Origin of the sequence: Methylomagnum ishizawai (genome assembly GCF_019670005.1) — a bacterium.
Classification (GTDB): domain Bacteria; phylum Pseudomonadota; class Gammaproteobacteria; order Methylococcales; family Methylococcaceae; genus Methylomagnum; species Methylomagnum ishizawai.
In genome coordinates, this window is the sequence record NZ_AP019783.1 from 4,414,281 (window position 1) to 4,438,824 (window position 24,544).

Consider the following 24,544-nt stretch of genomic DNA (forward strand, 5'->3'; position numbering starts at 1 on the left):
CTAGAATTCCACCCCCACCGACACGAACACCGACCGACCCATGGCGGGCACGGCGGGCAATTGGTTGGGCGAATAGGGGAAGCGGGTGGCGTAGATGTACACGCCGCCCAGGGGATGGAAATAGGCCTTGTCGAGCAGGTTATCGACGCCCAGTTCCAGCTTCACCTGCTTGTACTGGTAGCCCGCCTTGAGGTTCAACAGGACATAGCCCGGCGTCACCGGCTCGTTGTAGGTCTTGGCGACGGTGGTCTTGCGGTCCACCAGTTCCACGCCCAGGGAGTTGGAAAAACGGCCCCATTCGCTGTCGAGCGTGTGTTCCAGGGCGAGGGTCCCGTGCAGCGGCATCATGTGGTAGAGGTTGACCTTGTCTGGGGCTTGGTAGCCTTCCAACGACCAGCCTTCCGCCTCGCACAGGTATTTCCCGCCGGGCGTGGCGTTGGCGTAGGGACAGGGACGGCCCCGCCCGCCATCCTTGCCCACGCCCCGTACATAGGCCAGCGACAAGCGCAGGGCAAAGCCCCCCGCCGGGGATTCGGGCAGGAAGTTGTAGCGGCCCGAGGCATCGACGCCGTACAGGTCGGCGTAGGGGATGTTGACGAAGTGCATGCCCCGGAAACCGTCGCGGCCGATGCTGTCCACCTGCCCCCAGATGTAATTGGCGATATGGGTGTAATAGGGCGAGACGCTGGCCGACCAGACCTTTTGCTCCGCGTCGTGCCAAGCGCCCGTGAACGAAAAGTTGTAGGCGGTCTCGGAGCCGAGTTGCAGGTTGCCCTGGTAGCCATTGCCGTCCCCGAACCAGTTGATCATGGATTTCTGCGAGCCGCCGGTCCAGGCGTAAAGTTCATAGAGGTTGGGCGCGCGCATCTTGCGGGCGAAGCCCAGTTCGTAGCGGCTGGTGGCGTCGGGCGCGAAGCTGGTCAGGGCCGTCACGTCGAAATTGACGTTGGTCTTGGCGTGGTCGGCGGCGTTGAACTGGTCGGCCCAGAAGGCGTTGACGAAGCTGTTGTCGTAGCCATGTACCGACCCCGTGTCCATCCATACCGTGTCGTTGCGCAGCCCCAGGATGCTGGTCCAGCGTTCGTCCCAATCGGCCTCCCATTCGGCGAACAGGCCCATGCGGTTGCGCTGGCCGCCGTTGACGCTGATGAAATCCTGGGGATAGAAATCGTCGCCGGGCCACCAATCGTCGAGGGTCTGGCGGAAGAATTCGTTGCCGACATGCAGGGTGTGCCGGGCGGCGAGGTCGATATGGGCGCGCAGCCGGTAGCCCAGGTCGGTGCCGTCGGATTCCATGGGCATGGTGGCCCCCTTGCGGTTGGGCAGGGCGTCCATGGTGTGCCAGGTCTGGTGGTAATAGAACTTGCCGTCCAAGCGGCCCCAGGCGAAGTCGTTCTCGTAGTTGAGCCCCCCCAGGATGGCGTCGTTCCTGACCATGTCCATGCGCTGGTTGGGAAAGCCCTGGTAGGGCAGGTGCTGTCCCGAGAGATCGGCGGTCCATAGTCCACTGGTGGTCTTGAGGGCGCCGCGCAGGCTGTGGTTGGTGGTCTCGAACTGCGAGGGGACGACCTGCGGGCCGTCGTCGCCGGTGTTGTAGCTCCGCGCCCGGTTCCAGGAACCGTTGTATTCCAAACTGGCGTCGGGGGTGGCGTAGGCCGTGCTGGCGTTCACGCCCACGTTGTCGTTGATGCTGCGGTAGAAGCTGCCGAATTTGGAGGAAGTCAGCGTGCCCTGTTCCGCCGAGGCGAATTCGGGGGCCAGGGGATCGACGCTGATGGTGCCGCCCACCGAATCCCCGCCCTGGCTGACCGGGGTGATGCCCGCCATCACCGTGGCCTTGCCCACCGCCGCGGGGGCCACATAGGACAGGGCCGGATTCATGTGGTTGCTGCACGCCGAACTGATGTTCATGCCGTTGACCACCACCTTGACCCGGTCGTCGGCCAAGCCATGCACGGTGGGCAGGCTGGACACCCCGCCCCCGGTGGCGAGGCTGACGCCGGGGATATCCTTGAACAGCCCGGCGGTGTCGTTGCCGGTGGCCTGCCCGCTGGCGAGGCCGGCGGCGTCCAGGGTGCTGGCCCCGAGGATTTCCGCCTCCGCCCGGCCCGATACCGTGATTTCGTCCAACTCCACCACGTCGTCCGCCGCGAGGACCCCGGCGGACCCGGCCAAGAACGCCAAACCACCCAGCGCCCTCAACCCCAAGATCATTTTGCTTTCGTAGGCGTTACACACGCTGCCACCCCGTGCTGGTAATGCGGGAACCCGCCGGGCGCGATTGCCCGAAGAACCCCCGGATAGGGCAATAATCGTGCTAAACACGGCATGTCCCGCCCAGTAGGCCCGCGAACCCCATGGACGCGGACCCAAGCCTACGCGATATCACACACCTCCGCCGGCGCTGGGCGGTCCGGCGGCGGACCCTCCGCGCGGCCCGGAACTCCTGGCCCCGGAATCCGGCCCAGGGCGGTCCGGGTCCGTGGCTCAATATTTGCTCGGCCCTGTCACCCTTCGCCACACTGGCGGCACTCCCGGTCCGAGACAAACATCGCCCCATGATCCGCATACCGCTATCCCCATTCCCCGCCCTGCTGCTGGCGACCGCCCTGGTCCCGGCCCAGGCCGAAGAGGCGCTGGAACAAGCCCTGGAACAACAGCTGAAAGCCAACCAAGCCGCCGCCGCCGCCCAAGCCGCCATCGACCAGCTCGGCGAGCAGACCCGGAAAATGCTCGACGAATACCGGGAAGCCCTGCGCAAAACCGAGGCGATCACCGCCTACAACGCCCATCTGCGGCGGCTGGTCGAATCCCAGGAAGAAGAAAAGCGCTCGCTGCAAAAACAGCTGGACGGCATCGAAGGCATCCGCCGCGACCTCGTGCCCCTGATGTTGCGGATGGTGGAAGCGCTGGACCGCTTCGTCCAACTGGACCGGCCCTTCCTGGCCGGGGAGCGGGCGCGGCGGATGGCCGAATTGAAAAGCCTGATGGACCGGGCCGATGTGGACGACGCCGAGAAATTCCGCCGGGTGCTGGACGCCTACCAACTCGAAAACCAATACGGCAAGACCACCGAAGCCTACCGGGCCGAGTTCAAGCCGGGTGCCGCCCCGGCCCGCATGGTGGATTTCTTGCGGGTCGGGCGGGTGGCCCTGCTCTACCAAAGCCTGGACGGCGGCGAGACCGGCGTCTGGGACGCGCGCGCCCGGCGCTGGCAAGTCCTGCCCAGGGAATACAACAAACCCGTGGGGCTGGCCCTGGCCGTCGCCCGCAAGGAAAGCGCCCCGGAACTCCTGCCCATTGCCGTCGAAGCCCCGGAGGCCGCCCGATGAAGCCGCTACGCACCTTGGCGCTGATGGCGCTGCTCGGCGGCTGGACCGTCCCGGCCCCGGCGGGCGGGTTGGACGACCTGGTGCGCCAGGTCCAAGCATCCCAGGCCCGCGAAGCCCAGGCCGACCAGGACCGCAAAGCCCGGTTCCTGGCCGATAAGAACCAACAGCAAAAACTGCTGAGGGACACCCAGGCGGCGCTGGCCCAGGCCGAAGCCGAGGGCAAGGCCCTGCGCGAAGCCTTCGCCGCCAACGAGGCGCGGATCAAGGCGATGGGCTTGGAACTCAAAACCAAGGGCGGCGAGCTGAACCAATTGTTCGGCACCGTCCGCGAGTTCTCCGGCAAGTTCAAATCCGACCTCGCCGAATCCCTGGTCTCGGCCCAATATCCAGGCCGCGCCGCCGCCCTGGAACCCCTGGTGCTGGGCAAGGAGATTCCCGGCCTGACCCAACTGGAAGGGCTATGGCTCGGCGTCCTCCAGGAAATGAACGAATCCGGCAAGGTGGTCGCCTATACCGGCCTCTTCACCGACGCGGCGGGCAGCGAACGGACGGGCACCATCCGCCGGATCGGTCCCTTCACGGCGGTGGCCGGGGGCAAATACCTGCGCTACGTTCCCGACTACGGCAAACTGGTCGAACCCCCGCGCCAGCCGGAACGCGACTCTCTGGCCTTGGCGGCAAACCTGGAACACGCGGGCGCTGGCCCGGTCTTGGCGGCGGTCGATCCTTCCAGGGGGACGCTGCTGGACCTCGCCGCCCAGGTGCCCCAAGGACTGGGCTGGCTCCCCAAGAGCCTGCGCGGCCTGTTGAGCAACGAGGTCGATCTGGCCATCTTCGGTGTCCTGCTGCTGGCGAGCGTGTGGGCGCTGGCGGTGGCGGTCGAGCGCTGGCTATTCTTCAAACGGGTCGATGTGGCCGCCTATCCCAAGGCTTCGGTCCTGCAAACCGAACTCACCCGCCACATGACCGTGATCGGCACCGTCGCCGCCAACGCCCCCTATGTCGGGCTGCTCGGCACCGTGCTGGGCATCATGATGACCTTCCACCGCATGGGCACGGAGAAAAGCAGCATGGACGTGCATAGCATCATGCTCGGCCTCAGCACCGCCTTGAAGGCCACCGCCATCGGCCTGTTGGTGGCCATCCCCTGCGTGGTGCTGAACAACGCGCTGCGCCGCCGCATCCGCGAATTGATGGCCGCCCACGAGGTGCGCCATGGATGACCGCGATTTCGACCAGATCAACGTCATCCCGCTGGTGGATGTCATGCTGGTGCTGCTGGTGATCGTGCTGACCACGGCCACCTTCATCGCCACCGGGGAGGTGCCGGTGGACTTGGCCGAGGCCCGGCAGGTCGAGCAACCCAGCCCGGAAACGCCCCTGATCCTCAGTCTCAAGGCCGACGGCACGCTCTACCTGGGCAAGACCCAAATCTTCCTGGACGGCCTGGGCGAGACCTTGGCCCCCTATCCCAAAAGCAAACAGGTCGTCATCAGCGCCGACAGCGCCATCGTCCTGGAAAAATTCGTGCGGGTGGTGGACGAGGTCAAGCGCAACGGCTTCCCCCGCGTCAGCCTGCAAGTCGAACACACCGGGCCGGGGGCATGACCGACGGCCAAAGATATCTGCGGGGATTCGCCCTATCGCTGCTGGCGCATGGCCTATTGGCGGGATTGGCGCTGTGGTGGTTCTGGCACCGTCCGCCCCCGGAACCCGAACCGGAGCCGCCACGCTGGGAAGTCAGCCTGATGCCCCCCGCCGAGGAAGCGCCGCCGCCCGCCAAGGCAAGCCCGCCCCCGCCGCCGGAGTTCGCCGCCGAACCCGCCCCGGCCATGCCGCCCGAACCCCAGGCCACGCCCCCCATGGCGCTGCCCGGCGGGAGCGGCGCACCCCGCTTCGACATCCCCAAACTAGGTCCGGCCATGGGCCATCAGGGACCCGCCATGCCGAACCCGGCGGGAACCCAGGGGTCCGCGGGCGGGACCGCACTGCCCACCGCGCCCGGCACGCGGACGGTGCCCGGTTTCGACGCCGGGGACAGCCCGCCCACCCCCATCGTGCGGGTGCCGCCCACCTATCCGCTGGAAGCGCGGCGCAAAAAAATCGAGGGCTGGGTGCGGGTGGAACTGACCGTACTGGAAGATGGCACGGTGGTGGACGCCCAGGTGAAAAAGGCCGACCCGGTCGGCGTCTTCGAGGCAGCCGCCCTGGCGGCGGTGGCGCAATGGCGGTTCCGGCCCGCCACGGAGAACGGCAAGGCGGTGCGCCGCCGGGCGGGGCAGACCTTGAAATTCGAGCTGAACCAATAATATGAGACGCGCCTTGCTGCTGCTCGCGCTGGTTCCGGGTCTGGCCTGGACCGAACCCGGAGACCCCCACGCCCACCACCACGCCGAACCCGCCGCCGCGCCCACGGTTCCCCCGGAAACCTACCGGGAATTCCAGGCCATCGAGTCCCTGGTCGCCCAATCCGCCTACGCCGAGGCGGAACGCAGAATCCAGGCGCTCCTGCCCGGACTCAAGGACAATCCCGCCGCCCTGGCCTTGCTGCTGCGCAACCTCGCCAACCTCCACGGGATGCAACAGCACTACGCGCCCGCGGCGGAAGCCCTGCGCCGCGCCCTGGATACCCAAGCCCTGGCCCCCGCCGAAACCACCCAGGCCTGGCTGGAACTGGGGCAGTACGAATTCGCGGCGGAACGCTACGGCCCGGCCGCCCAGGCGCTCTCGGCCTGGCTGGAACGGACGCCCGCCCCGGCCCCCGAACCTTGCCTCCTGCTCGCCGAAACCCAGGCCAAGCTCGGGCGATACGCCGAAGCGGCCCGCTTGGCCGAACTGGCCATCGCCCGCTCGCCCCAGCCCAAGCCGGAGTGGTATCAATTCCGGGCGGCCCTCTACCATGCCGCCCACGATCTCGGCGCTTGCGCCAGGGCCCTATCCGCCCTGATCGACCATGAACCCGGCGATCCCCGGTACTGGAACCAGTTGATCGGCGTCTACCAGGAAGCCGGGCAGGAAGGCGAGGCCCTGGCCGTGCGGCAATTGATGTACAAGCTCGGGATGCTGAAATCGTCCACCGACATCGTGCAACTGGCCCAGGCGTTGCGCCACCGGGGGTTGCACAGCCGGGCCGCGGAGCTATTGCAGGAGGAAATCGGGCGGGGCGGGGTGGAGGCCGATGCCGCCCACCTGGGACTCCTGGCCGAGAGCTGGACCCAGGCCCACGAATTGCGCAAAGCCGCCGCGGTCCTGGAACGGGCCGCGGTCCTGGCCGATGGTGGCGAGGTCCGCTACCGGCTGGGCCAGACCTACAGCGAACTGCGCGACTGGCCCAAGGCGCGGCAAGCCCTGGAACTCGCCGTGGCCCGTGGCGGACTCAAGCATCCGGGCGGTGCCCGGTTGTTGCTGGGCATGGCCTACTACCGGCTCGACCGCAAGGATTTGGCCCGCGCCGCCTTCGCGGAGGCGCGGGCCGAACCCGGCTTCCGCGCCACGGCGGAACAATGGCTGAAACACCTCGACCGGGACGCCCCACACGACAGCCACTGAGCGCGGCATTTTCAGGGCTTGAGATTGCGCCTCAGGGCGTCGATGGCCGCCGCGCTTTTCTCCAACAAGGCCCGCATCCATTCCGGCGGCGCGTCGGCGGCGTGGTCGTGTCCGCCGTGGCCTTGGTCTTCATGGGCCGCCCCATGTCCCGCGTGGCCCGCGTGCCCGGCCATCTGGGCATGGGATTGATGCCCGCCGGGACCATGGTCGTGGAGCGCGGCCAGGGGATTCAGCACCGGCGGGGCGGCGGGTTGTTCGTGGACCAGGAACGCCCCCTGCCGCATTCCCATCCAGCAACCCCAAGGCACCATCCCGGTTTGGCTGGGGGTGAACTCGATGACGTTCTCGCCGGGATGCACGTCGAACTCCAGCCCCAGGCCCGGCACCACGATGCGGTGGTTGCAATAGTCCAAGGCCTCGCCCTGGATGATCCAGCGCACCGGCACGCCCTTGCGCAGGGTGAATTGGCTGGGCACGAAGCCCTCCCGGTTCACCGCCATATGGATCACCTGCGCCTCCTCCGCCATCGCCGGGGCCTCGGCGACGCTCCGTTCGCCCGGCCACCAGCGGGCCGCCAGGGCATGGAAATCATGGCCCTGTCCCGTCATGGCGAGGCCGCGGTTGAGCATGATGGCCCCCAGCCCGATCACGATCACCCCGGAAGCCTTGACGATCTTGGGCGCGAACTGCTTGGACAGGGCGCTGGCGAGCAGGCCGAAGCCCATCATCATCGGCAGGGTACCGAGGCCGAACACGAACAGCATCTTGGCCCCGTCCAAGGGGCTGCCGGTCCCCGCCGCCATGATATACATGGCCTGCAAGGGACCGCAGATGATCATGAGTCCGTTCAGGAGCCCGATGACGAAGGGGTTGCTGTTCTGCCGGTAGGCCTGTCCCAGGTGGCGCATCACGAAGCCCGGCACCTTGATGCGGAAGCGGCTGAGCGAAGGAAACAGGTTCAAGGTCGCCAGCCCGAAAACCAGCAGGAAAATCCCCGCCGCGATCCCCGCCACCCCGCGCATGAACGGCGTGAAGGTCACCACCGCCCCCAAGGCTCCGAACAACCCGCCGATCACGGTATAGGACAGGGTCTTGCCCAGGCCGTAGTAGAGATGGGTGAGGTATTTGGAACCGCCGCTCCCCGCCGCCGCCTTGACCGTATAGCCCACCACCAGGGCGCCGCACATCCCGACGCAATGGAAGCCGGTGAAAATCCCCGCGACGAACAGCAAGGCGTAGCTCAATTGCTCCCCGGCCATGGGCAGGTCGGGATGGCCGCCGAGCAGGGCGTCGAGGTTGAGCAGCGCCACGATGCCGACCAGGATCGACAGGATCGAAACGGCGCGGTAGAGCGCGGCGCGGAAGGCGGTCCAGCGCGGGGCCTTGGGGCGGCTCGGGGAAATCTGGGTGTCGGGGCTCGTACTCATGGAACCTCAAGGGAGTCGGGATGGGACCGCGCCGCAGCCGCCTGTCAGGACCGGGCCAGGGACGCGACGCCATAGCGGTGGGTTGTCTTTTTTATTGTATACAAGCGGCCCGGTCCGGCGGGAACCTCGATCTGAACGGCCCGGTCCGGCGGGAACCTCGACGCGAACGGCCCGGTCCGGCGGGCCTATGGGCGGAGCATGATATATGCCTGGGTTCGTGGATCGCCATGCCCACCGCCGCCGACAGTGGGCGATGGGACGGTGTGCGGCATATCACGCAGGGGCTATGGGCTTTGCCCCGTCCCGTCCGCGCGGGATTCCATGCGGCGCGGACCGAACCCCTGGGAAATAAGTGCTTTCCGGCATGGCACGAAGCTTGTAGATAGGGCGCAATGCTTTATTTCCCCCATTTCAACAGTTCGATGAGGTTATCGATATGGCAACCACCAAAGCCCTGGCCATCGCCCAGCAAACCAATTCCGCCACGCTCCTGTTGGGCACGGGCTTGGCGTTCGCTTCCCTCATCCTGTTGCCGGCCTTCGCCACCCGCCTAGGGCTGGACGCGGTCCTGACCGGGGCCGTGCGTATCGCCCTGATGCGGGCTTCCAGCCGGGTGGTCAGCAATAAGAACCAGGGCGACACCGTGCCGGCCAGTTTCGATTGCCACTGACCCCCGGACCCAAGGTTCTGCGGCGGTTCCCCCCATCGCCGCCGCGAAGACACGCCTCCCTCGGGAGGCGTGTTTTTTATGGCCCGGATTTTCTCCCACGGCCCCGCAGCGGCTATGCTTGCACACACCTTACCCCAACGAGACCGGAACCATGAGCGATACTCCCTACGCCTGCGACCTCTGCCAATTGCCCGTGGAAACCCAAGGCTACGAAGTCTTCACCGTCCAGGGCAGGAAACGCTTCTGCTGCGAAGGCTGCCTGGGTATCTACCGGATGCTGCACGAGTCCGAAATCGTGGACGAGCCGCCCGCGGCCCCCGCCGCCTGATTGCCGCCCACGCTCGCGGACTCCTATAATCGCCCGCCAATGCATCCGGCCATCCAGGTGGTGGCCGGTTCCGACCCTCCACCCCTAAGCTTATACAGAGGGACACCATGGCACATGTACATGGAGCGGCCAAGGCCGCCAAAACCGCCGTCGATCACGCCGCGATGGGTCATGGCACCCAGCGCATGGCCGCGACGATGGAGCACGCCGGACACATGATGGATCATGCCGGACACATGATGGCGAGTATGCCCAAAGCGACCGCCACTATCGCCACGGGAGCCGCCATGGCCGGCGGTGCCGTGGCCGCGACGACAACACAATCCGGGAGCAGTTTCATGAGCATTTTGGCCAAGCATCCTTTGGTGGTTTTCGGCCTGGGCGTGGCCGCGGGCTATTTCGCGCACAAGTACCGCAAGGAAATCATCGCCACCGCCCTCCAGGCCAGCGAAAAGAGCAAGGATTTCGTCCTGCACCAGAAGGAAAACCTGGAAGACCTGGTGGCCGAATGCCACGAACACCAGGACGACGCCGCCGGACCGGCGGCGGACTAAACCCGCCCGACCTTCCTCCCATCGATCCCTAGCCGCCCCGCCCGCCATGTCGATCCAACAACACGTCGTACTCCGCCACCGTTCGGAAGGCCATCTGCGCTTCGATCTCCCCGAATCCCTCCGCGCCCCCGAGGCCGGCGGGCATATCGTCGCTGGCCTTACAGCCATCGAGGGGATCTACCGGGTCGAACTGCGCGAGCGCCAGAGGAAGCTATCGATCCGCTACCTCGCCACGGTCTGCGACTTCGCCGCCGTGGTGCGGAAGCTCCACGCCCTGATCGGCGAACTGGCCGGGAAACCCGCCGAACCCGCCTGCTGCGCGGCCCGCGCCACCGCCGAACGCGCCGTGCAAGCCCGGCCCGCCGAAGGTTCCGCGCTCAAGCGCTGGTTCCGGCAAAAAGCCCAGGAGGCCCAGGAAACCACCCAAGCCCTGGGCATCCTGGCCCAGGCCGGATTGAAGGCGATGAACCGCCGCCCGCGCTGGGTGACGGAGTTCATGAACGACCTCCTGATGCTCTACCTCATCAAAATCCATTGGCACCACATCCTCTACCTGTGGCTGCCGAACCCCTGGCGCCACCGCTATGAATGGATGGCGACCTTCTACCTGATCTATCTCTCGGTCCAAGCCAAGCTGCCCAAGCCCACCTAACCCACGAGGGGATTTCCCATGGCCGTCGCCAGCCCCGAGCCGGTCGGTTTCCAACCCCGGCATTACCGCATCGAACACGCCTTACGGCGGCGGGTGCGTATCCTGGTTCCCGCGCTCCGCAAGGATTTCGAGCGCAGCTATATCCTCGACATCCTGCTGCGCAAGCGCCCCGGCGTGAGGGAAGTCCGCGCCGTGCCGGAAATCGGCTCGGTGGTGGTGCATTTCGACCCGGCCCGCTTGCCCAGGGCCAACCTCCTGACCCTGCTGGACGCGGTGATCCCGAACCTGGGCCAAGGCCAAACCGCGCCCCGGCCCGACGGCGGCGGCACCGAAGCCTCTGGCGAGGTGAAGGAAGTCAGCTTCGCCGTGGAAGGCATGACCTGCGCTTCCTGCGCCTTGTTGATCGAGATTTCGCTGCGGCGCGACCCGCGCATCCAGGACGCCCGCGTCAATCTGGCTTCGCAATCCGCCATGGTGCGCGGTGCCTTGCCCAAGGAGGAGGTCTACGCCTCGGTCGAACGCCTGGGCTACCGCCCCTTGCCGATGGACACCGTGTCCCAGCGCAAGCTGCTGATGGAACGGGAGCGCCAACATCTGGCCGAAGCCAAGCGCAAAGCCGTGTGGGCGGCGGTCTTGAGCGCCCCCGTCACCGCCATCGCCATGCTGGAACCCATGGGCGCGTTCTGGCGCTGGGCGCAGTTCCTCCTCAGCACGCCGGTGGTGTTCTGGGCCGGGAAAGCCTTCTTCACCAAAGCCTTGAAGCTCGCCAAGCAGCGCAAGGCCAATATGGACAGCCTGATCGTCTTGGGCGTGGGCGCGGCCTACGCCTACAGCATGGCCTCGATCTTCTTCCAGCGGCCCTATCTTTATTTCGACGCGGCGGCGGGCATCATCTGTTTCGTGTTGATCGGGCGCTATCTGGAGGAAAAAGCCAAGGGCCGCGCCCACGAAGCCATCCGCCGCTTGCTCGACCTGCAACCCGCCACCGCCAACCTGGTCCGCGAGGACGGCGAAATCGTCACCGTCCCGGTCGATGCTCTCCAACCCGGCGCTATCATCCTGATCCGCCCCGGCGAGAAGATTCCCACCGACGGCCTGGTGATCGAGGGGCTGTCCACCGTGGACGAAGCGATGCTGACCGGCGAAAGCCTGCCGGTGGTGAAGGAGGCGGGCCATCCCGTCACCGGCGGCTGCGTCAACGGCAACGGGGCGCTGAAAGTGCGGGTGGACGCGGTCGGCGCGGATACCGTCCTGGCCGGCATCATCCACATGGTGGAACAGGCGCAATCGTCCAAGCTGCCGATACAGAAGCTGGTGGACCAGATTTCCGGGGTGTTCGTGCCGGGCGTGATGGGCATCGGCGCGTTGACCTTCGCCGGTTGGCTGCTGGCGGGCGCGGGTTTCACCACGGCCTTCGCCAACGCCATCACCGTGCTGCTGATCGCCTGCCCCTGCGCCCTGGGGCTCGCGACCCCCGCCGCCATCATGGTCGGCACCGGGCAGGCGGCCAAGCGCGGCATCTACATCCGCAACGGCGAGAGCCTGGAAACCGCCACCCACCTCACCACCATCATCTTCGACAAGACCGGCACCATCACCGAAGGCAAGCCCTACGTCACCGATTTCCGCAATAGCTCGGAACTGGACGAAGGCGAACTGCTGGGGCTGATCGCGGCGGCGGAATCGCAATCCGAGCATTTCCTGGCCAAGGCCGTGGTGGCCTATGCCAAGGAATTGGGCGGGGCCGTGTACCAAACCGAAAGCTTCGCCGCCATTCCAGGCCGGGGCGTGGAGGCGCGGGTCGCGGGCCGGGATTTGCTCGTCGGCAACCGCGCCTGGATGGAAGAATCCGGCATCGACCTCGACGAACTGCAAGGCCGCGCCTCGACCCTGGCCGAGCAAGGCAAAACCCCGGTGTTCGTCGCCCTGGACGGCCAAGCGGCGGCGCTGTTCGGCATCGCCGACCGGCCACGCGCCGATGCCGGGGAGGCCATCGCCCGCCTGCACCGGTTGGGCGTCAAGACCCTGATGGTGACGGGCGACACCGAAGCCACGGCCCGCTATGTGGCCGGGCAAGTGGGCATCGACGCCGTCATCGCCCACGCCCGCCCCGAGCGCAAGTTGGAAATCGTCAACGAACTCAAGCTCCAGGGCGCGAAGGTCGGCATGATCGGCGACGGCATCAACGACGCCCCCGCCCTCGCCGCCGCCGATGTCGGTTTCGCCATCGGCACCGGCACCGATGTCGCCATCGAGACCGCCGACCTGACCCTGGTCAACGGCGATATCACCAAGGTGGCCGACGCCATGGAACTGAGCGGCTTCACCATCAAGGTCATCAAGCAGAACCTGTTCTGGGCCTTCGGCTACAACACCTTGTCGATCCCGGTCGCGGCCTTCGGCCGGCTCAACCCCATGGTGGCCTCGCTGGCGATGGCGCTGAGTTCGGTGTCGGTGGTGATGAATTCCTTGCGCTTGCAGAGCAAATAACCTCCCATGAAGCGCGTCATCGTCTTCCTCGACTACAGCAATTTCCATCTGTCGCTCTGCAATTTCAGCGGCGGCGAATTCCCCGACCGCAAGCGCTTCGATTTCAGCGGCTTCGTGCAGGCCATCACCGCTGGGATGGACCTCATCAAGGTCTATTTCGTCTGTTCCAGTTCCAGCAGCACCGGCGGCGGGCTACAGCGCTTCTACGATTGGCTGGACGGGCAGGAATATTTCTATGTGAAGCAGTTCGAGCGCCGGGCCAACGACCAGGGCGAACACCGGGAAAAGCAGGTGGATGTGTACCTGGCCTGCCAGGTGGTGGCCCTGGCCTACGAGAACGCCTACGACATCGCCATCATCGTCAGCGGCGACGAGGACTACGTCCCGGCCATCGAGATCGTGCAGCAGAAGGGGAAGATCGTGACCGTGGTGTCGTCGTCGGTGATGCTGAGCGACCAGCTGCGGCGGAAGGCGGACAAGGTGGTGCTGATCGATGGGGAAGGGTTGGATTGCCAGCGGTTTTTTTCTTGATCCGATCCAAGGGCGGAATACGCCGGATGACCGGCTATTCCGCCCTTGATCCTAGGATGGCCTTGGGGCTTGCATCGCTGGCGGACGATCATTCACCGCACAGGGTGGGTCCACCGCAACGATTGGGCACGCTTTCCTTGCATTTTTCATAATAGGCTTGGCAAGCCGCGGCACCGTTATTGTCGACGCATACCTTGTTTTCCCTGTCGCAACCCGCCGATAGCTTTTTCAGGCAGGTTTCACACTTGGCTTCGTCCTTGGCCAACAGCAGGCGCGGGTCGAATCCCGCCAAGGGATCGGCGCCCGCGAAGCAAGAGGCCGGCACCGCCAACGCCAAGAACAACCCAAGCGCGGTCAGCGTATTCCTGAGCTTCATTGGATTCACTCCGCGATCTTGGTGGGCTTGGGTTTGCGTTTGGGTTTACCTTTGCTTTCCTTTCTCGGACTGTTGCCCTTCATCTGCGCGTTCATGGTTCGCTTCCTGTTCGAATAGGCGAAAATCCGCCTCCACCTATCATGCGCCTAATCGTCGATGGGAGAAATAGGCTTCGCGGACGGATAGCCCGCCGGGAGCCACCGCGCCCGGACGACCAGGATACCGGCCTACCGGGCTTCAGAACGGCATTACTCTCCCACCGCCTTCCGCCGCGCCCCATACAACCGCGCATAGACCCCATTCCGGGCCATCAGCGCCTCATGGCTCCCCTCCTCCGCGATCTTGCCCTCCTCGAATACGAACAGCCTATCGGCATGGCGGATGGCGCTGAGCCGGTGGGCCACGATCAAGGTGGTGCGGTGGGCCAGGAATTCGTCCAGGGCATCGTACAAGCGGGCCTCGGTCACGTTGTCCACCGCCGAGGTCGCCTCGTCCAGGATCACCACCTTGGGCTCGGCCAGCACCATCCGGGCGATGGCGAGGCGCTGGCGTTGCCCGCCCGACAAGCGCATCCCGGCCCGCCCCACCACGGTATCCAAGCCGGCCGGCGCGGCCTCGATGGTGTCCCGCAACTGGGCGATTTCCAAGGCCCGCCACAGCGCCGCCTCGTCGGTATCGCGCCCCAGGGTGAGATTGGCCCGCACCGTGTCGTTGAACAGCACCGGGTGCTGCAACACCGTCACCACATGCTCGCGCACCACGTCCATGCCGATGCGCTCGATAGGCTCGCCGTCGTAGAAAATCCGCCCGGCGGTCGCCGGATACAGCCCGATCAAGACCTGCACCAAGGTCGATTTGCCGCCGCCGCTGGCCCCGATCAGGGCGATCTTCTGCCCCGGCGCGATGTCCATGTCGATGCCCTTCAACACCTCCGCGCCGTTGGGATAGGCGAAACGCAAGCCGCGGATACGCAGGCCCACCGTGTCCTTGCCCGCGAAGGGATCGGCGAGGCGGGGATATTCCGGTTCGTGCTGCAAGCCTTGCAGGCGGTCCAGCCGTTCCAGCGCGGCCTTGGCCCCGAACAGCGCGTATTGCAAGCCCAGAATCTCCTGCACCGGCGACATCATGAACCAGAGATACCCCGACACCGCCATCATCTGCCCGACCGTCAGGTCCGAATACACCACCATGAACAAGGCCAACCCCCGGAACAGGTCGAATCCGGCCTGGAACACCAGGAAGCTCAAACGGCTGGCGACATCGCTCTTCCAGACATAGGCGGCGGAGGTTTCCCGCACCGTGCGGGCGGCGGCGATCAAGCGTTCCAGGTAGTGATGTTCGCGGTTGCTGGCGCGGATTTGGTGGATGGCGTCGAGGGTTTCGGTGAGGGCCGATTGGAACACGCCGATGGCCTCGTTCTCCTCGCGCTTGAGGCGCTTGACCCGCTTGCCCATGGCCTGGGCGAAGAAGATCACCACCGGATTCAACAGCAGGATGAACAAGGCCAGTTGCCAATGCATCCACACCAGCACGGTGGCGGTGCCGCACAAGGCCAGTACCGCCACCACGAAGCGCGAAATCACCCCGCCGACGAAGTTGTCGAGGGTGTCGAGGTCGGTGACGAGATGGGTGACCACCGCGCCGCTGCCGAGGGTCTCGTATTCGGCCATGGAGATGCGCCGCAACCGGCCTATCAGGCGATAGCGGATGCGGAACACGATGTCCTTGCCGATGAGGCTGAATTGGCGCGATTGCACCACGTTGAACAGGGTCGCGACCAGCCGCAGCAGCAAGGTCGCGACCAGGAGGACGGTGATATAGAGGACCGGGCCGTGCCATTCCTCCGGGAACAGCCGGTCCATCCAATAGACGCAGGGGCCGGGCTTGCCGAGCAAGACCTCGTCCACCAGCAAGGGCATGAGCAAGGGCACCGGCACCGCCGCCGAGGCCGCGCCGATGGCGACCCCATTGGCGAAGATCAAACCGCGCCTATGCTCCTTGACCACGCCCCGGATATAGGCCCAATCCAGGGGTTCGGCATCGCCGCGCCGGGCTGTCATCGCTATTCATGCTCCTGTGCAAAACGTGACCCGCAGGCCGGAACCCGCGAGTACCCAAACCGGGCTAACCCGCGGAATCCCATGGACGTGGGCGGTCCCGGCATCTCAATCCAACAAGGCGGGATAGACCAGGGGCACGGCATCGGCCCGCAGCCCCTGCCCCGGCGGCGAATAACGGGCATAGGCCGCCGCCGATTTCAGCGGCAGCTTGCCCACCACCTTTTCCAGGTCGGCCAAGCGGATGCCCTGCCGCACCAAGTACACGATATAGGTATGCCGCAACACCTGGGCGTCCACGGTCTCGGGCGAAGGCAATCCCGCGTCCGCCGCCGCGAAGGCGATATGCGCCGCCAAATCCTCCGGGTCGGGCGGCGTCTCGGCAAACCACGCCGGACGGCCCTGGGTTTCCAGGAACGCGGCCCCGAGGCACGGGGCCAGGGGCAGTTCACGCGGCGCGGCCCCGCCGAGCTTGAGCCGCCCACCCGCCAGGTCCACGGCGTCCGGTCCCAGCGCGGCGGCTTCTTCCAAGCCCACGCCCGAGAGCAACAGCCCCAACAATTGCCGCGCCCCGGTATCGGCGGCCTCGAACAACAAAGCCACCTCGGCCAGTTCCAACTCCCGCGGGAACGGGCTTTCCAGCGCCAGAGTGCGCTCGGCCTCGGCCCGGCCCAAGGCCGGCGCGGGCGGCGGGCCTTGGCGTTGCAGCATCAGATTCTCGGGCACCGAATACACGTTGATATTCGGCATCGTCAGCGGGGCGGCGGCGGCGGGTTTCTCGCGGCGGGTCAAAAAGTCGTAGATCAACAGCACCAGCAACGCCGTCCCCAAACTCCCGCCCAGGGCGATGGCGCTGTCCCGCGCATAATCCGGCCACAAGGGTTTGACCGGCGTATAGGCCCGCTCCACCACCTGATAGCGCGGCAGCCGGTCGGTGGGCTTGGCCTCGACCTGGGCCAGCCGGGCCTGGGTGTCGCGATAGACTTCCTCCAGGCGCTTGACCTCCTCTTCCAAGGCCGCCTGCTCGGCGAAGCGGGCGGTGAATTCGCTCACGTCCGCCTTATGCTCCTCGATCTGCTTGCGGATGGCCCGCACCGACTGCGCCGCCGAGGCGTAGGCTTGCTTGGCCTCGCTCAAAGCCTCGTCGCGGCCCTTGTCGATCATCTTGCGGATATCGGCCTCGGCCTGGGCCAACTGCTCCGGGATGACCTTGAGGTTGGCCTGCATCTTGATGTATTGCGGGGTGTATTTGCGCTCCAAGTCCTTGACCTGTTCGCGCAGGAGGTGGGCGCTGAACTGCAATTGCGCCAGCCCGGCCTCGTCGCGCGGCGGCACCACCGGGTCGCCCTTGGCGATGGCGGCCTGCACGGCGTCGAGCTTGGCCTGGGTCTGGACTTCCTCGTCGCTGGCTTTGTTGAGGGCGGCGGTCAGGCCGTTGAGGCGGGCGATGGCTTGGTTCTCGGCGTCGTTCTTGGACAGGATGCCGTGCTTGGCGCGGAACTGGTCCAGTTGGCGGTGCTTGGCCGCGATCTGGTCGGCGAGGCGCCGGGCCTCCTCGTCCAGCACCGAGGAGGTCTGGGTCTTCTGTTCGCGCACGGCCCGCTCGCGGAACTCGCCATAGGCCTCGATCCAAGCGTTGACAAGGGGCGCCAGCACCTCGGCCCGCGGCCCCTGGGCGCTGAGCCGCAGCACGTTGGTATCGGCCACCGGATCGACCTCCAGCATCCCGCGCGCTTCGTCCAGGGTGGGTTTGAGATCGGGCGCGGCTTGGCGCAGGCGCTCCAACGCCGCCTGCAACAGGGAAACATCCAGCAAGGTTTGGCGCTGCACGGCGATTTGCTGGACATCGATCTTGGAGGTTTCGTCGATGGCGGTGGGCGCGACGGTCAGCACCGAGGCGGTGCTTTGGTACACCGGCTCCCGCGACCAGACATAGCCCAGGCTGGCCGCGAGCGAAACCACGAACACGCCGCCGAACAGCCAGGGGCGGCGGCGATTGGGTGGCGGGGACGGTTCGATCAAAGGCGGGTTGGGGAAGAATTCGATATTGGGGGGTGAGGCTGGCATGGAGATTCCTGGGCAGCGATGGGGTGGGATTCCGGGATTACCTTACCCGGCCTGGAACGCAGCTTACAAGCCGAACCCCGGCCCATCCACCGCGCAGTCGAAAAACCCGATAGTCCGCTCCGGCCCGCGATAGGCCAGGGCCATGCGGTAGCCGGTGGCTTCCCAGGTTTTAAGCCGCCAATCCCAGGCCGGGCCGTATTCCGCCGGGACGGCCCCGTAGCGGTCCAAGGCCGGATCGACCGCCACCTGGGCCAGCCCCAAGGCCAGGCCGCGGCCCGTGGCCTTGACGAACGCCTCCTTGCACACCCACAGCCGGGTGAAGGCGGCAAGCCGGATTTCCGGGGCGAGGCCCTGCCACACCGCCAATTCGGCGGGGGCCAGACAAGCCGCCGCCAAGCGCTCCAAATCGCGGTGCGGGCGCTCGGCCTCGATATCCACGCCCAAGGCCAGGTCGCGGGCGAAGGCCAGCACGGCGGCCCCATGGGTATGCGAGACATTGAACACCAAGCCCCGATCCTCCGCGCTCCCGGCCAAGCGGGGCTTGCCGTGGGAACCCTGCTCGAATTCGATATCCAACGGCCCACACCCCAGATAAGCCCCCAGCAACACCCGCAGATGGGCGCGGGTCCAGACGAAGGCGGCGCGGCCCCCGGGCGAGCGCAGCCGGGCGGCGCGGTCGCGCTCGTCGGGGGCGAGGCAGGCTTCGGGCTCGGCAGCCAGGCGGGAAGCGGTGGTGAAATCGTGCCGCCAGATATGGAGGCTGGTACAGTCCGATATGGGCATGGAAATTCCAAGTGTCGCCGCAAAACCGTTTTTGTTAGTCTCTGGGGGTCCAAAGTTTGCCTTGAAGCTCATGCGCGACCAGGCCAAGCCCCGGACGCCAAAGCCCGCCATATTCTGGTATTTCTTACAACCCAGGGCGGCATTGGGATAACCAGTTGATTCATATACGCTGGAATGGTTTCTGCTTGATGATGCGAACCCCTTCCCCCCGCCCCAACAACACGCACCAAGGATTATAGCGATGCCGCAATCCACCAAACCCATACCCAGCCCCCGCTACGGCGACAAGATCGCCCTCGCCGCCGGCTCCCTCGCCCTGCTCCCCGCCGGGGCGGAAGCCGGCGTCATTTATTCCAACACCCCCATCAGTTCGCCCGGGCCCTCTGCATCAACCCCCGTCTTCTGGGATGTGGATAGCGCGAGCGGCAACGGCGATGAATTCGGGCTTTCGTTTTCCAGTGGTTGTGGTTGCTTACGATCCGGGCTCGTCATCTTCAGCTCGGGACTGAACGGCAGCGGCTTCGTGGCGCAAACGGGACCGGGCAACCCATTCGGGATCGCGAACCTGCCGCTAGGTTTCAAGGTCGGCAACAGCTTGGCATCGGGTTATGCGGGCGGCTTTGGGGCCACCTATCGCTTTATAACGAGTTCCGGGAACCTGGGGAGCGCTCCCCAAGGCTTCGCCGCGGACGTGCCGGGCTATTTCGGCTTCAGCTTCACCGATGGGATCGATTATTTCTATGGCTGGGCCGAAATGACCATCTCCCTATCCAGCCAAGAGTTCACCATCAGCCAGTGGGCCTACAACGACACCCCCTACGCCGCCATCTGCGTGGGCGAAACCAGCGGGCCGGGCGGTGTCGGTTGCGCCGCCGCCGTCCCCGAACCCGGCACGCCATCGCTGGCCTTGCTGGGCGCGGGCGCGGGCGGGCTCCGGGCTTGGCGCAGGCGCAGGCAGGCGGCCTAATCCCCGGCTCGGCGCGGACCGGGCCGGTCCTTTCCACCGGGTTCCCCCCATGGCCAAGAAAATCCTCCTCCTCGGCTGGGACGCCGCCGATTGGAAAGTCATCACCCCCCTGCTGGACACGGGCCAGATGCCCAACCTGGAAAAAATCGTCGGCCAGGGCGTGATGGGCAACCTCTCCACCCTGTACCCGGTCCTCTCGCCCATGCTGTGGACTTCCATCGCCACCGGCAAACGCGCCCACAAACACGGCATCCACGGCTTTTCCGAGCCGGACCCCCAAACCGGCGGCGTGCGCCCCATCACCAACCTGGGACGGAAAACCAAGGCGCTGTGGAACATCCTCCAACAGAACGGCCTGCGCTCCAACGTGGTGGGCTGGTGGCCCTCGCATCCGGCGGAGCCGATCTCGGGCGCCATGGTCTCCAACCACTTCCAACAGGCCACCGCGCCCCTGGGCCAAGCCTGGCCGCTGCGGCCCGGCACCGTCCATCCGCCGCGCCTCGCCGAGGCCCTGGCCGAATTCCGCATCCATCCACAGGAACTGGACGGCGACATGCTGCGGCTGTTCGTGCCCAAGGCCGCCGGGATCGACCAGCGCCAGGACCAGCGGCTCTACGCCATCGCCAAGATCATCGCCGAGAACGCCGGCATCCACGCCGCCGCCACCGCCCTCATGCAATTGGAGCCTTGGGATTTCATGGCGGTGTATTTCGACGGCATCGACCATTTCTGCCACGGCTTCATGAAATACCACCCGCCCCGGCCGCACTGGATTTCCGAGGAGGATTTCGAGCTATACCAGGACGTGGTGAACAGCGGCTACCGCTTCCACGACCTGATGCTGGGCACCTATCTGCAACTGGCCGGGGACGATACCACCGTCATCATCGTCTCCGACCACGGTTTCCACCCCGACCACCTGCGCCCCCAGGAACTCCCCAACGAACCGGCCGGACCCGCCGACGAACACCGCCATTTCGGCGTCATCGCCATGCGGGGGCCGGATTTGAAGCGGGACGAACTGCTGTTCGGGGCCAGTCTGTTGGACGTGACCCCGACCATCCTGGCCTTGTACGGCCTGCCGCTGGGCCGCGATATGGACGGCAAGCCGCTTTTGAACGCCTTCGCGGAACCGCCCGCGGTCGATTACCTCCCCAGTTGGGACGAAGTGCCGGGCGAGGCCGGGCTGCACCCCGCCGGGATGCAAGCCGATCCGGTAGACCAGGCCGAGGCGCTCAAGCAACTGGTGGAATTGGGTTATATCGACCCACCCGCCGCGGACCTGGAACAAGCCGCCGCCCACACGGTGAAGGAGTTGCGCTACAACCTGGCGCGGGACTACCAGGACAGCCAACACCTGCCCGAGGCCATGGCCCTCTACGCCGAATTGTGGGCGCAATGGCCGGACGAGGGCCGGTTCGGCGTGCATATGCTGGAATGCCAGCTACGGCTGGACCGGCCCGCCGCGGCCCGCGAGACCCTGGAACGCCTGCAACGGGAGAAGGAACGCTATGCCCAGGCGGCGGCGGCGGAATTGCAGCAGCTCAACGAAGAATGGCAAGACAAGCGGCCGGAAGACCTCACCGAACACGAACAGCGCAAGTTGAACCAACTCCGCAAAAAAGCCGGGGTGAACCGCCACACCTTCGCCTTCCTGCACGGGCGGGTGCTGGCGGCGGAAGGCCGGCCCGAACAAGCCCTGGCGGCCTTCGCCCAGGCGATGGCGGTGCAGGTCCACCACCGCCCCAGCCTGTTCCAGCACCAGGCCGAAGCCTTGATGGCCCTGCGGCGCTGGGGCGAGGCCGAGGCCAAGCTGCGGGAGGTCCTCGCCATCGACCCCACCGACGCCCAGGCCCCACTGGGACTCTGTCGGGTCCATCTGGCACTGAAGCGCCCGCAAGCGGCGCTGGATTCGGCCCTGGCCGCCATCGGGCTGATCTACCACAACCCCCTGGCCCACTGCTTGTGCGCCATCGCGCTGCGCCGCCTGGGCCGCCCGGACGAAGCCATCGCGGCACTCAACACCGCCCTGGCCCAAAATCCGGTCTTCCCCGCCGCCCACCGCCTGCTGGCCGGGCTCTACCGGCACCGCGGACAACTGGACCGGGCCTCGGAACACCGGGCGCTGGCCCGCGCCTCAAGGCAGCGCATCGCCGCCTTCCGGACCGGGCAGGGCTTGCCGGAAGACGCCGATGTGAAGCTGGACCTGGACCTCTTGAAATCCGCCTCGGTGGCGACGCTCTCCACCCCCGGCCCCCTGCCCGCGCTGGACGGCGAAATCGTGGTGGTGTCGGGACTGCCGCGCTCGGGCACCTCGATGATGATGCAGATGTTGGCGGCGGGCGGGCTCCGCCTCCTCACCGACGGCGAACGCGCCGCCGATGCGAACAACCCGCGCGGCTACCTGGAATTGGCAGCGGTGAAACGGCTGGGCCGGGACGCCGATACCTCCTGGCTGGACGGGGCCGGCGGCCAAGCGGTGAAGATCGTCGCGCCCCTGCTGCCCAGCCTGCCCCTGGGCCACAGCTACCGCATCGTGTTCATGGAGCGGCCCCTCAAGGAAATCGTGGCCTCGCAGGCGGCGATGCTGGCGGACCTGGGCAAAACCGGCGGCAAGCTTTCGGAACGGGCCTTGGCGGCGGCCTATCTCAAACAGATGGACTCCGTGCGGGCGGTGCTGGCGGCGCGCCCGGAGCGGGTCCGGGTGTTGGCGGTGGATTACCGGACCGTCCTGGCCGAGCCCGCCGCCACCGCCGCCCTGGTCAACCGCTTCCTGGGCGGGACGCTGGACGAAGCGGCCATGGCCGGGGCGGTCGATCCCGGCCTGCGCCGACAGCGGCTCGCCTGACCCGCGACGCGGGCCGTCCACGGCCTGGGGAAAACCAGGAAAAATTCCGCTTGACGTTTAAACAGCTGTTTAATACGCTAGATTCAAACAACTGTTTAAACACCCCGATGAACGAACCCCAAGACAACGAACAAGCCCGCGACCGCCTTTTGCAAGCCGCCGTGGAAGTCTTCGGCGAACGCGGCTTCCGCGATGCCACGGTGCGGGACATCTGCGCCAAGGCGAGCGTCAATCCCGCCTCGGTCAATTATTACTTCGGCGGCAAGGAAGCCCTCTACCACGCCGCCCTGGCCCTGGCCTTCCAGGAAGGCGACCGCCGCTATCCACAGAACCCGGCCTTCGATGCCAGCCTGTCCCCGGAAGAGCGGCTCGGATCCTTCATCCGCGCCCTGTTGCTCCGGCTCACCGACAACAGCTTGTTCGGCAGCTATGGCCGCTTGATCGCCCGCGAAATCGCCGACCCCACCCCGGCCCTGGACTATATCGTCGAGACGATCCTGCGCCCCCGCATCCAAAACCTCCGCGAAATCCTGCCGGACTTGCTCGGTCCCGGCTGGCGGGACCCCGATATTGCCCGCTGCATCTTCGCCATCCTGGGACTTTGCCTGGTCTACCAGCATTCCCGGCCCCTGGTGGACCGCCTCTGTCCGGAAGTCATCGGCAGCCCCGAAGCCATCGCCGAAACCGCCGACTTCATCACCCGCTACACATTGGCGGCGCTCAAGCAACTCGCCGCCGGGAGCCAAGCATGAACTACATCGCGCTGAAAATGCTGATGGGCGACCGCGGCAAATACCTCGGCATCGTGATGGGCCTGACCTTCGCCTCCCTCATCATGACCCAGCAACCGGCCATCTTCGTCGGGCTGATGGCGCGGACCTACAGCTTCATCACCGACCTGGGCCTGCCCGATATCTGGGTCATGGATGCCAAGGTGCAGTTCGTGGACGACATCAAACCCCTACAGGACACCGAACTCTACCGGGTGCGGGGGATTTCCGGGGTGGAATGGGCCATGCCCTTGTACAAGGGCTTGATCAAGGCGCGGCTGTCGAACGGCAATTTCCAGACCTGCATCGTGGTGGGCCTGGACGACGCCACCCTGATCGGTGGCCCGCCCCAGATGCTGGAAGGCCGGCTCGAAGACCTGCGCCGCAGCGACGGCGTGATCGTGGACATCGACGGGGCCAGGGAAAAACTGGCGAAACCGCCCGCCACCCCCGGCGGCCAACCCACGCCGCTCAAGCTCGGCGATACCCTGGAACTCAACGACCGCCGCGCCATCGTGGTGGGACTGGCCAAGGTGACGCGCACCTTCCAATCGCAACCGGTGATCTACACCACCTATACGCGAGCCACCACCTACGCCCCCAGGGAACGCAAGCTCCTATCCTTCGTCTTGGTCAAGGCCAAGCCCGGCATCGATATTCCGGCCCTGATCCAGCGCATCCAGGGCAACACCGGCCTCGCCGCGTACTCCCAGCAAGGCTTCAAACAGCTCACCGTGGACTACTTCATGCAGAACACCGGCATCCCCATCAATTTCGGCATGTCGGTGGCCCTGGGTTTCATCGTGGGCGCGGCCATCGCGGGCCAGACCTTCTACAGCTTCACCCTGGAAAACCTGCGCCAGTTCGGCGTGCTGAAAGCCATGGGGGCCAGCAATGGCACCTTGCTGTCGATGATCCTGTTACAGGCGGCCTTGGTGGGCTGCACCGGCTACGGCCTGGGCGTGGGGCTGACCTCGCTGTTCGGCTGGTCGATGCGCAACACCATCCTGGCCTTCAAATTCCCCTGGCAATTGCTGGTGTTCAGCGGGGTGGGGGTGACGTTGATCTGCATATTCGCCGCCCTCATCAGTATCCGCAAGGTGATCAAGCTGGAACCGGCGACCGTGTTCAAAGGGTGAAACC

21 protein-coding genes are annotated in these 24,544 nt (G+C 66.1%); 15 read left to right on the forward strand and 6 right to left on the reverse strand.

The window, feature by feature from the left end:
- Positions 1-2,214, reverse strand: coding sequence for a TonB-dependent receptor (locus tag K5658_RS19890; protein ID WP_221064794.1), 2,214 nt, complete (start codon positions 2,212-2,214; stop codon positions 1-3).
- A gap of 344 nt (positions 2,215-2,558) precedes the next feature.
- Between K5658_RS19890 and K5658_RS19895 the strand changes: the two genes are divergently transcribed.
- The 5 genes from K5658_RS19895 to K5658_RS19915 are packed head-to-tail and all read left to right on the forward strand — an operon-like array spanning position 2,559 to position 6,881.
- On the forward strand, positions 2,559-3,332 hold the full coding sequence (locus K5658_RS19895) for a DUF3450 domain-containing protein (protein ID WP_221064795.1): 774 nt from the start codon (positions 2,559-2,561) through the stop codon (positions 3,330-3,332).
- Positions 3,329-4,555 carry a TonB-system energizer ExbB gene (exbB, locus tag K5658_RS19900; RefSeq protein ID WP_221064796.1) on the forward strand — a complete coding sequence of 409 codons (1,227 nt, stop codon included), beginning with the start codon at positions 3,329-3,331 and terminating at the stop codon, positions 4,553-4,555. Before K5658_RS19895 ends, exbB begins: the two co-directional genes overlap by 4 nt.
- The gene (locus K5658_RS19905) at positions 4,548-4,940 is read left to right on the forward strand and encodes a biopolymer transporter ExbD (RefSeq protein ID WP_221064797.1); all 393 of its coding nucleotides are present in this window, start codon (positions 4,548-4,550) and stop codon (positions 4,938-4,940) included. Before exbB ends, K5658_RS19905 begins: the two co-directional genes overlap by 8 nt.
- The gene (locus K5658_RS19910) at positions 4,937-5,641 is read left to right on the forward strand and encodes an energy transducer TonB (RefSeq protein WP_221064798.1); all 705 of its coding nucleotides are present in this window, start codon (positions 4,937-4,939) and stop codon (positions 5,639-5,641) included. The genes K5658_RS19905 and K5658_RS19910 overlap by 4 nt, the downstream gene beginning before the upstream one ends.
- A gap of 1 nt (position 5,642) precedes the next feature.
- Positions 5,643-6,881 carry a tetratricopeptide repeat protein gene (locus tag K5658_RS19915; RefSeq protein ID WP_221064799.1) on the forward strand — a complete coding sequence of 413 codons (1,239 nt, stop codon included), beginning with the start codon at positions 5,643-5,645 and terminating at the stop codon, positions 6,879-6,881.
- An 11-nt stretch (positions 6,882-6,892) separates the two neighbouring features.
- Here K5658_RS19915 and K5658_RS19920 read toward each other — a convergent pair whose 3' ends face one another.
- On the reverse strand, positions 6,893-8,308 hold the full coding sequence (locus K5658_RS19920; RefSeq protein WP_221064800.1) for a sulfite exporter TauE/SafE family protein: 1,416 nt from the start codon (positions 8,306-8,308) through the stop codon (positions 6,893-6,895).
- A 436-nt stretch (positions 8,309-8,744) separates the two neighbouring features.
- On the opposite strand from K5658_RS19920, the gene K5658_RS19925 reads away from it, so the two are divergent.
- The 6 genes from K5658_RS19925 to K5658_RS19950 all read left to right on the forward strand — a co-directional run bounded on the left by K5658_RS19925 (position 8,745) and on the right by K5658_RS19950 (position 13,533).
- Positions 8,745-8,978 (forward strand): hypothetical protein, encoded by a 234-nt coding sequence (locus tag K5658_RS19925; protein WP_221064801.1) that lies wholly within the window; start codon positions 8,745-8,747, stop codon positions 8,976-8,978.
- A gap of 151 nt (positions 8,979-9,129) precedes the next feature.
- Positions 9,130-9,306 carry a heavy metal translocating P-type ATPase metal-binding domain-containing protein gene (locus tag K5658_RS19930; protein WP_085215908.1) on the forward strand — a complete coding sequence of 59 codons (177 nt, stop codon included), beginning with the start codon at positions 9,130-9,132 and terminating at the stop codon, positions 9,304-9,306.
- A 107-nt stretch (positions 9,307-9,413) separates the two neighbouring features.
- On the forward strand, positions 9,414-9,860 hold the full coding sequence (locus tag K5658_RS23710) for a hypothetical protein (protein ID WP_246628516.1): 447 nt from the start codon (positions 9,414-9,416) through the stop codon (positions 9,858-9,860).
- Between the two features lie 46 nt (positions 9,861-9,906).
- Positions 9,907-10,512 carry a cation transporter gene (locus tag K5658_RS19940; RefSeq protein WP_221064802.1) on the forward strand — a complete coding sequence of 202 codons (606 nt, stop codon included), beginning with the start codon at positions 9,907-9,909 and terminating at the stop codon, positions 10,510-10,512.
- Between the two features lie 18 nt (positions 10,513-10,530).
- Positions 10,531-13,002 (forward strand): heavy metal translocating P-type ATPase, encoded by a 2,472-nt coding sequence (locus K5658_RS19945; protein ID WP_221064803.1) that lies wholly within the window; start codon positions 10,531-10,533, stop codon positions 13,000-13,002.
- A 6-nt stretch (positions 13,003-13,008) separates the two neighbouring features.
- Entirely contained in the window at positions 13,009-13,533 is a 525-nt protein-coding gene (locus K5658_RS19950) for a LabA-like NYN domain-containing protein (protein ID WP_085215911.1), read from the forward strand.
- An 88-nt stretch (positions 13,534-13,621) separates the two neighbouring features.
- Here K5658_RS19950 and K5658_RS19955 read toward each other — a convergent pair whose 3' ends face one another.
- The 4 genes from K5658_RS19955 to K5658_RS19970 form a co-directional block, all read right to left on the reverse strand.
- A complete protein-coding gene (locus K5658_RS19955; RefSeq protein ID WP_221064804.1) occupies positions 13,622-13,909 on the reverse strand; it encodes a hypothetical protein in 288 nt (95 codons plus the stop codon).
- A gap of 248 nt (positions 13,910-14,157) precedes the next feature.
- Complete coding sequence (locus K5658_RS19960) at positions 14,158-15,969, reverse strand: ABC transporter ATP-binding protein (RefSeq protein WP_221064805.1); 1,812 nt, start codon at positions 15,967-15,969, stop codon at positions 14,158-14,160.
- Positions 15,970-16,074: 105 nt separating this feature from the next.
- Positions 16,075-18,033: a GumC family protein gene (locus K5658_RS19965; protein ID WP_221064806.1), complete on the reverse strand. Its 1,959-nt coding sequence runs from the start codon at positions 18,031-18,033 to the stop codon at positions 16,075-16,077.
- A gap of 63 nt (positions 18,034-18,096) precedes the next feature.
- Positions 18,097-18,816 (reverse strand): 4'-phosphopantetheinyl transferase family protein, encoded by a 720-nt coding sequence (locus tag K5658_RS19970; protein WP_221064807.1) that lies wholly within the window; start codon positions 18,814-18,816, stop codon positions 18,097-18,099.
- Between the two features lie 241 nt (positions 18,817-19,057).
- Between K5658_RS19970 and K5658_RS19975 the strand changes: the two genes are divergently transcribed.
- The 4 genes from K5658_RS19975 (at position 19,058) to K5658_RS19990 (ending at position 24,540) form a co-directional block, all read left to right on the forward strand.
- Positions 19,058-19,783, forward strand: a complete 726-nt coding sequence (locus tag K5658_RS19975; RefSeq protein WP_221064808.1) for a PEP-CTERM sorting domain-containing protein — start codon at positions 19,058-19,060, stop codon at positions 19,781-19,783.
- Between the two features lie 49 nt (positions 19,784-19,832).
- Positions 19,833-22,631, forward strand: a complete 2,799-nt coding sequence (locus K5658_RS19980; RefSeq protein WP_221064809.1) for an alkaline phosphatase family protein — start codon at positions 19,833-19,835, stop codon at positions 22,629-22,631.
- 107 nt (positions 22,632-22,738) lie between these two features.
- The gene (locus tag K5658_RS19985; RefSeq protein ID WP_221064810.1) at positions 22,739-23,383 is read left to right on the forward strand and encodes a DUF1956 domain-containing protein; all 645 of its coding nucleotides are present in this window, start codon (positions 22,739-22,741) and stop codon (positions 23,381-23,383) included.
- Positions 23,380-24,540, forward strand: coding sequence for an ABC transporter permease (locus K5658_RS19990; RefSeq protein WP_221064811.1), 1,161 nt, complete (start codon positions 23,380-23,382; stop codon positions 24,538-24,540). The genes K5658_RS19985 and K5658_RS19990 overlap by 4 nt, the downstream gene beginning before the upstream one ends.
- Positions 24,541-24,544 lie beyond the last annotated feature (4 nt).

Excerpts from the sequence above, each read along its gene's own strand:
- K5658_RS19890 (WP_221064794.1), bottom strand. The coding sequence starts at position 2,214 with ATGATCTTGGGGTTGAGGGCGCTGGGTGGTTTGGCGTTCTTGGCCGGG.
- K5658_RS19895 (WP_221064795.1), top strand. The coding sequence starts at position 2,559 with ATGATCCGCATACCGCTATCCCCATTCCCCGCCCTGCTGCTGGCGACC.
- exbB (WP_221064796.1), top strand. The coding sequence starts at position 3,329 with ATGAAGCCGCTACGCACCTTGGCGCTGATGGCGCTGCTCGGCGGCTGG.
- K5658_RS19905 (WP_221064797.1), top strand. The coding sequence starts at position 4,548 with ATGGATGACCGCGATTTCGACCAGATCAACGTCATCCCGCTGGTGGAT.
- K5658_RS19910 (WP_221064798.1), top strand. The coding sequence starts at position 4,937 with ATGACCGACGGCCAAAGATATCTGCGGGGATTCGCCCTATCGCTGCTG.
- K5658_RS19915 (WP_221064799.1), top strand. The coding sequence starts at position 5,643 with ATGAGACGCGCCTTGCTGCTGCTCGCGCTGGTTCCGGGTCTGGCCTGG.
- K5658_RS19920 (WP_221064800.1), bottom strand. The coding sequence starts at position 8,308 with ATGAGTACGAGCCCCGACACCCAGATTTCCCCGAGCCGCCCCAAGGCC.
- K5658_RS19925 (WP_221064801.1), top strand. The coding sequence starts at position 8,745 with ATGGCAACCACCAAAGCCCTGGCCATCGCCCAGCAAACCAATTCCGCC.
- K5658_RS19930 (WP_085215908.1), top strand. The coding sequence starts at position 9,130 with ATGAGCGATACTCCCTACGCCTGCGACCTCTGCCAATTGCCCGTGGAA.
- K5658_RS23710 (WP_246628516.1), top strand. The coding sequence starts at position 9,414 with ATGGCACATGTACATGGAGCGGCCAAGGCCGCCAAAACCGCCGTCGAT.
- K5658_RS19940 (WP_221064802.1), top strand. The coding sequence starts at position 9,907 with ATGTCGATCCAACAACACGTCGTACTCCGCCACCGTTCGGAAGGCCAT.
- K5658_RS19945 (WP_221064803.1), top strand. The coding sequence starts at position 10,531 with ATGGCCGTCGCCAGCCCCGAGCCGGTCGGTTTCCAACCCCGGCATTAC.
- K5658_RS19950 (WP_085215911.1), top strand. The coding sequence starts at position 13,009 with ATGAAGCGCGTCATCGTCTTCCTCGACTACAGCAATTTCCATCTGTCG.
- K5658_RS19955 (WP_221064804.1), bottom strand. The coding sequence starts at position 13,909 with ATGAAGCTCAGGAATACGCTGACCGCGCTTGGGTTGTTCTTGGCGTTG.
- K5658_RS19960 (WP_221064805.1), bottom strand. The coding sequence starts at position 15,969 with ATGACAGCCCGGCGCGGCGATGCCGAACCCCTGGATTGGGCCTATATC.
- K5658_RS19965 (WP_221064806.1), bottom strand. The coding sequence starts at position 18,033 with ATGCCAGCCTCACCCCCCAATATCGAATTCTTCCCCAACCCGCCTTTG.
- K5658_RS19970 (WP_221064807.1), bottom strand. The coding sequence starts at position 18,816 with ATGCCCATATCGGACTGTACCAGCCTCCATATCTGGCGGCACGATTTC.
- K5658_RS19975 (WP_221064808.1), top strand. The coding sequence starts at position 19,058 with ATGCCGCAATCCACCAAACCCATACCCAGCCCCCGCTACGGCGACAAG.
- K5658_RS19980 (WP_221064809.1), top strand. The coding sequence starts at position 19,833 with ATGGCCAAGAAAATCCTCCTCCTCGGCTGGGACGCCGCCGATTGGAAA.
- K5658_RS19985 (WP_221064810.1), top strand. The coding sequence starts at position 22,739 with ATGAACGAACCCCAAGACAACGAACAAGCCCGCGACCGCCTTTTGCAA.
- K5658_RS19990 (WP_221064811.1), top strand. The coding sequence starts at position 23,380 with ATGAACTACATCGCGCTGAAAATGCTGATGGGCGACCGCGGCAAATAC.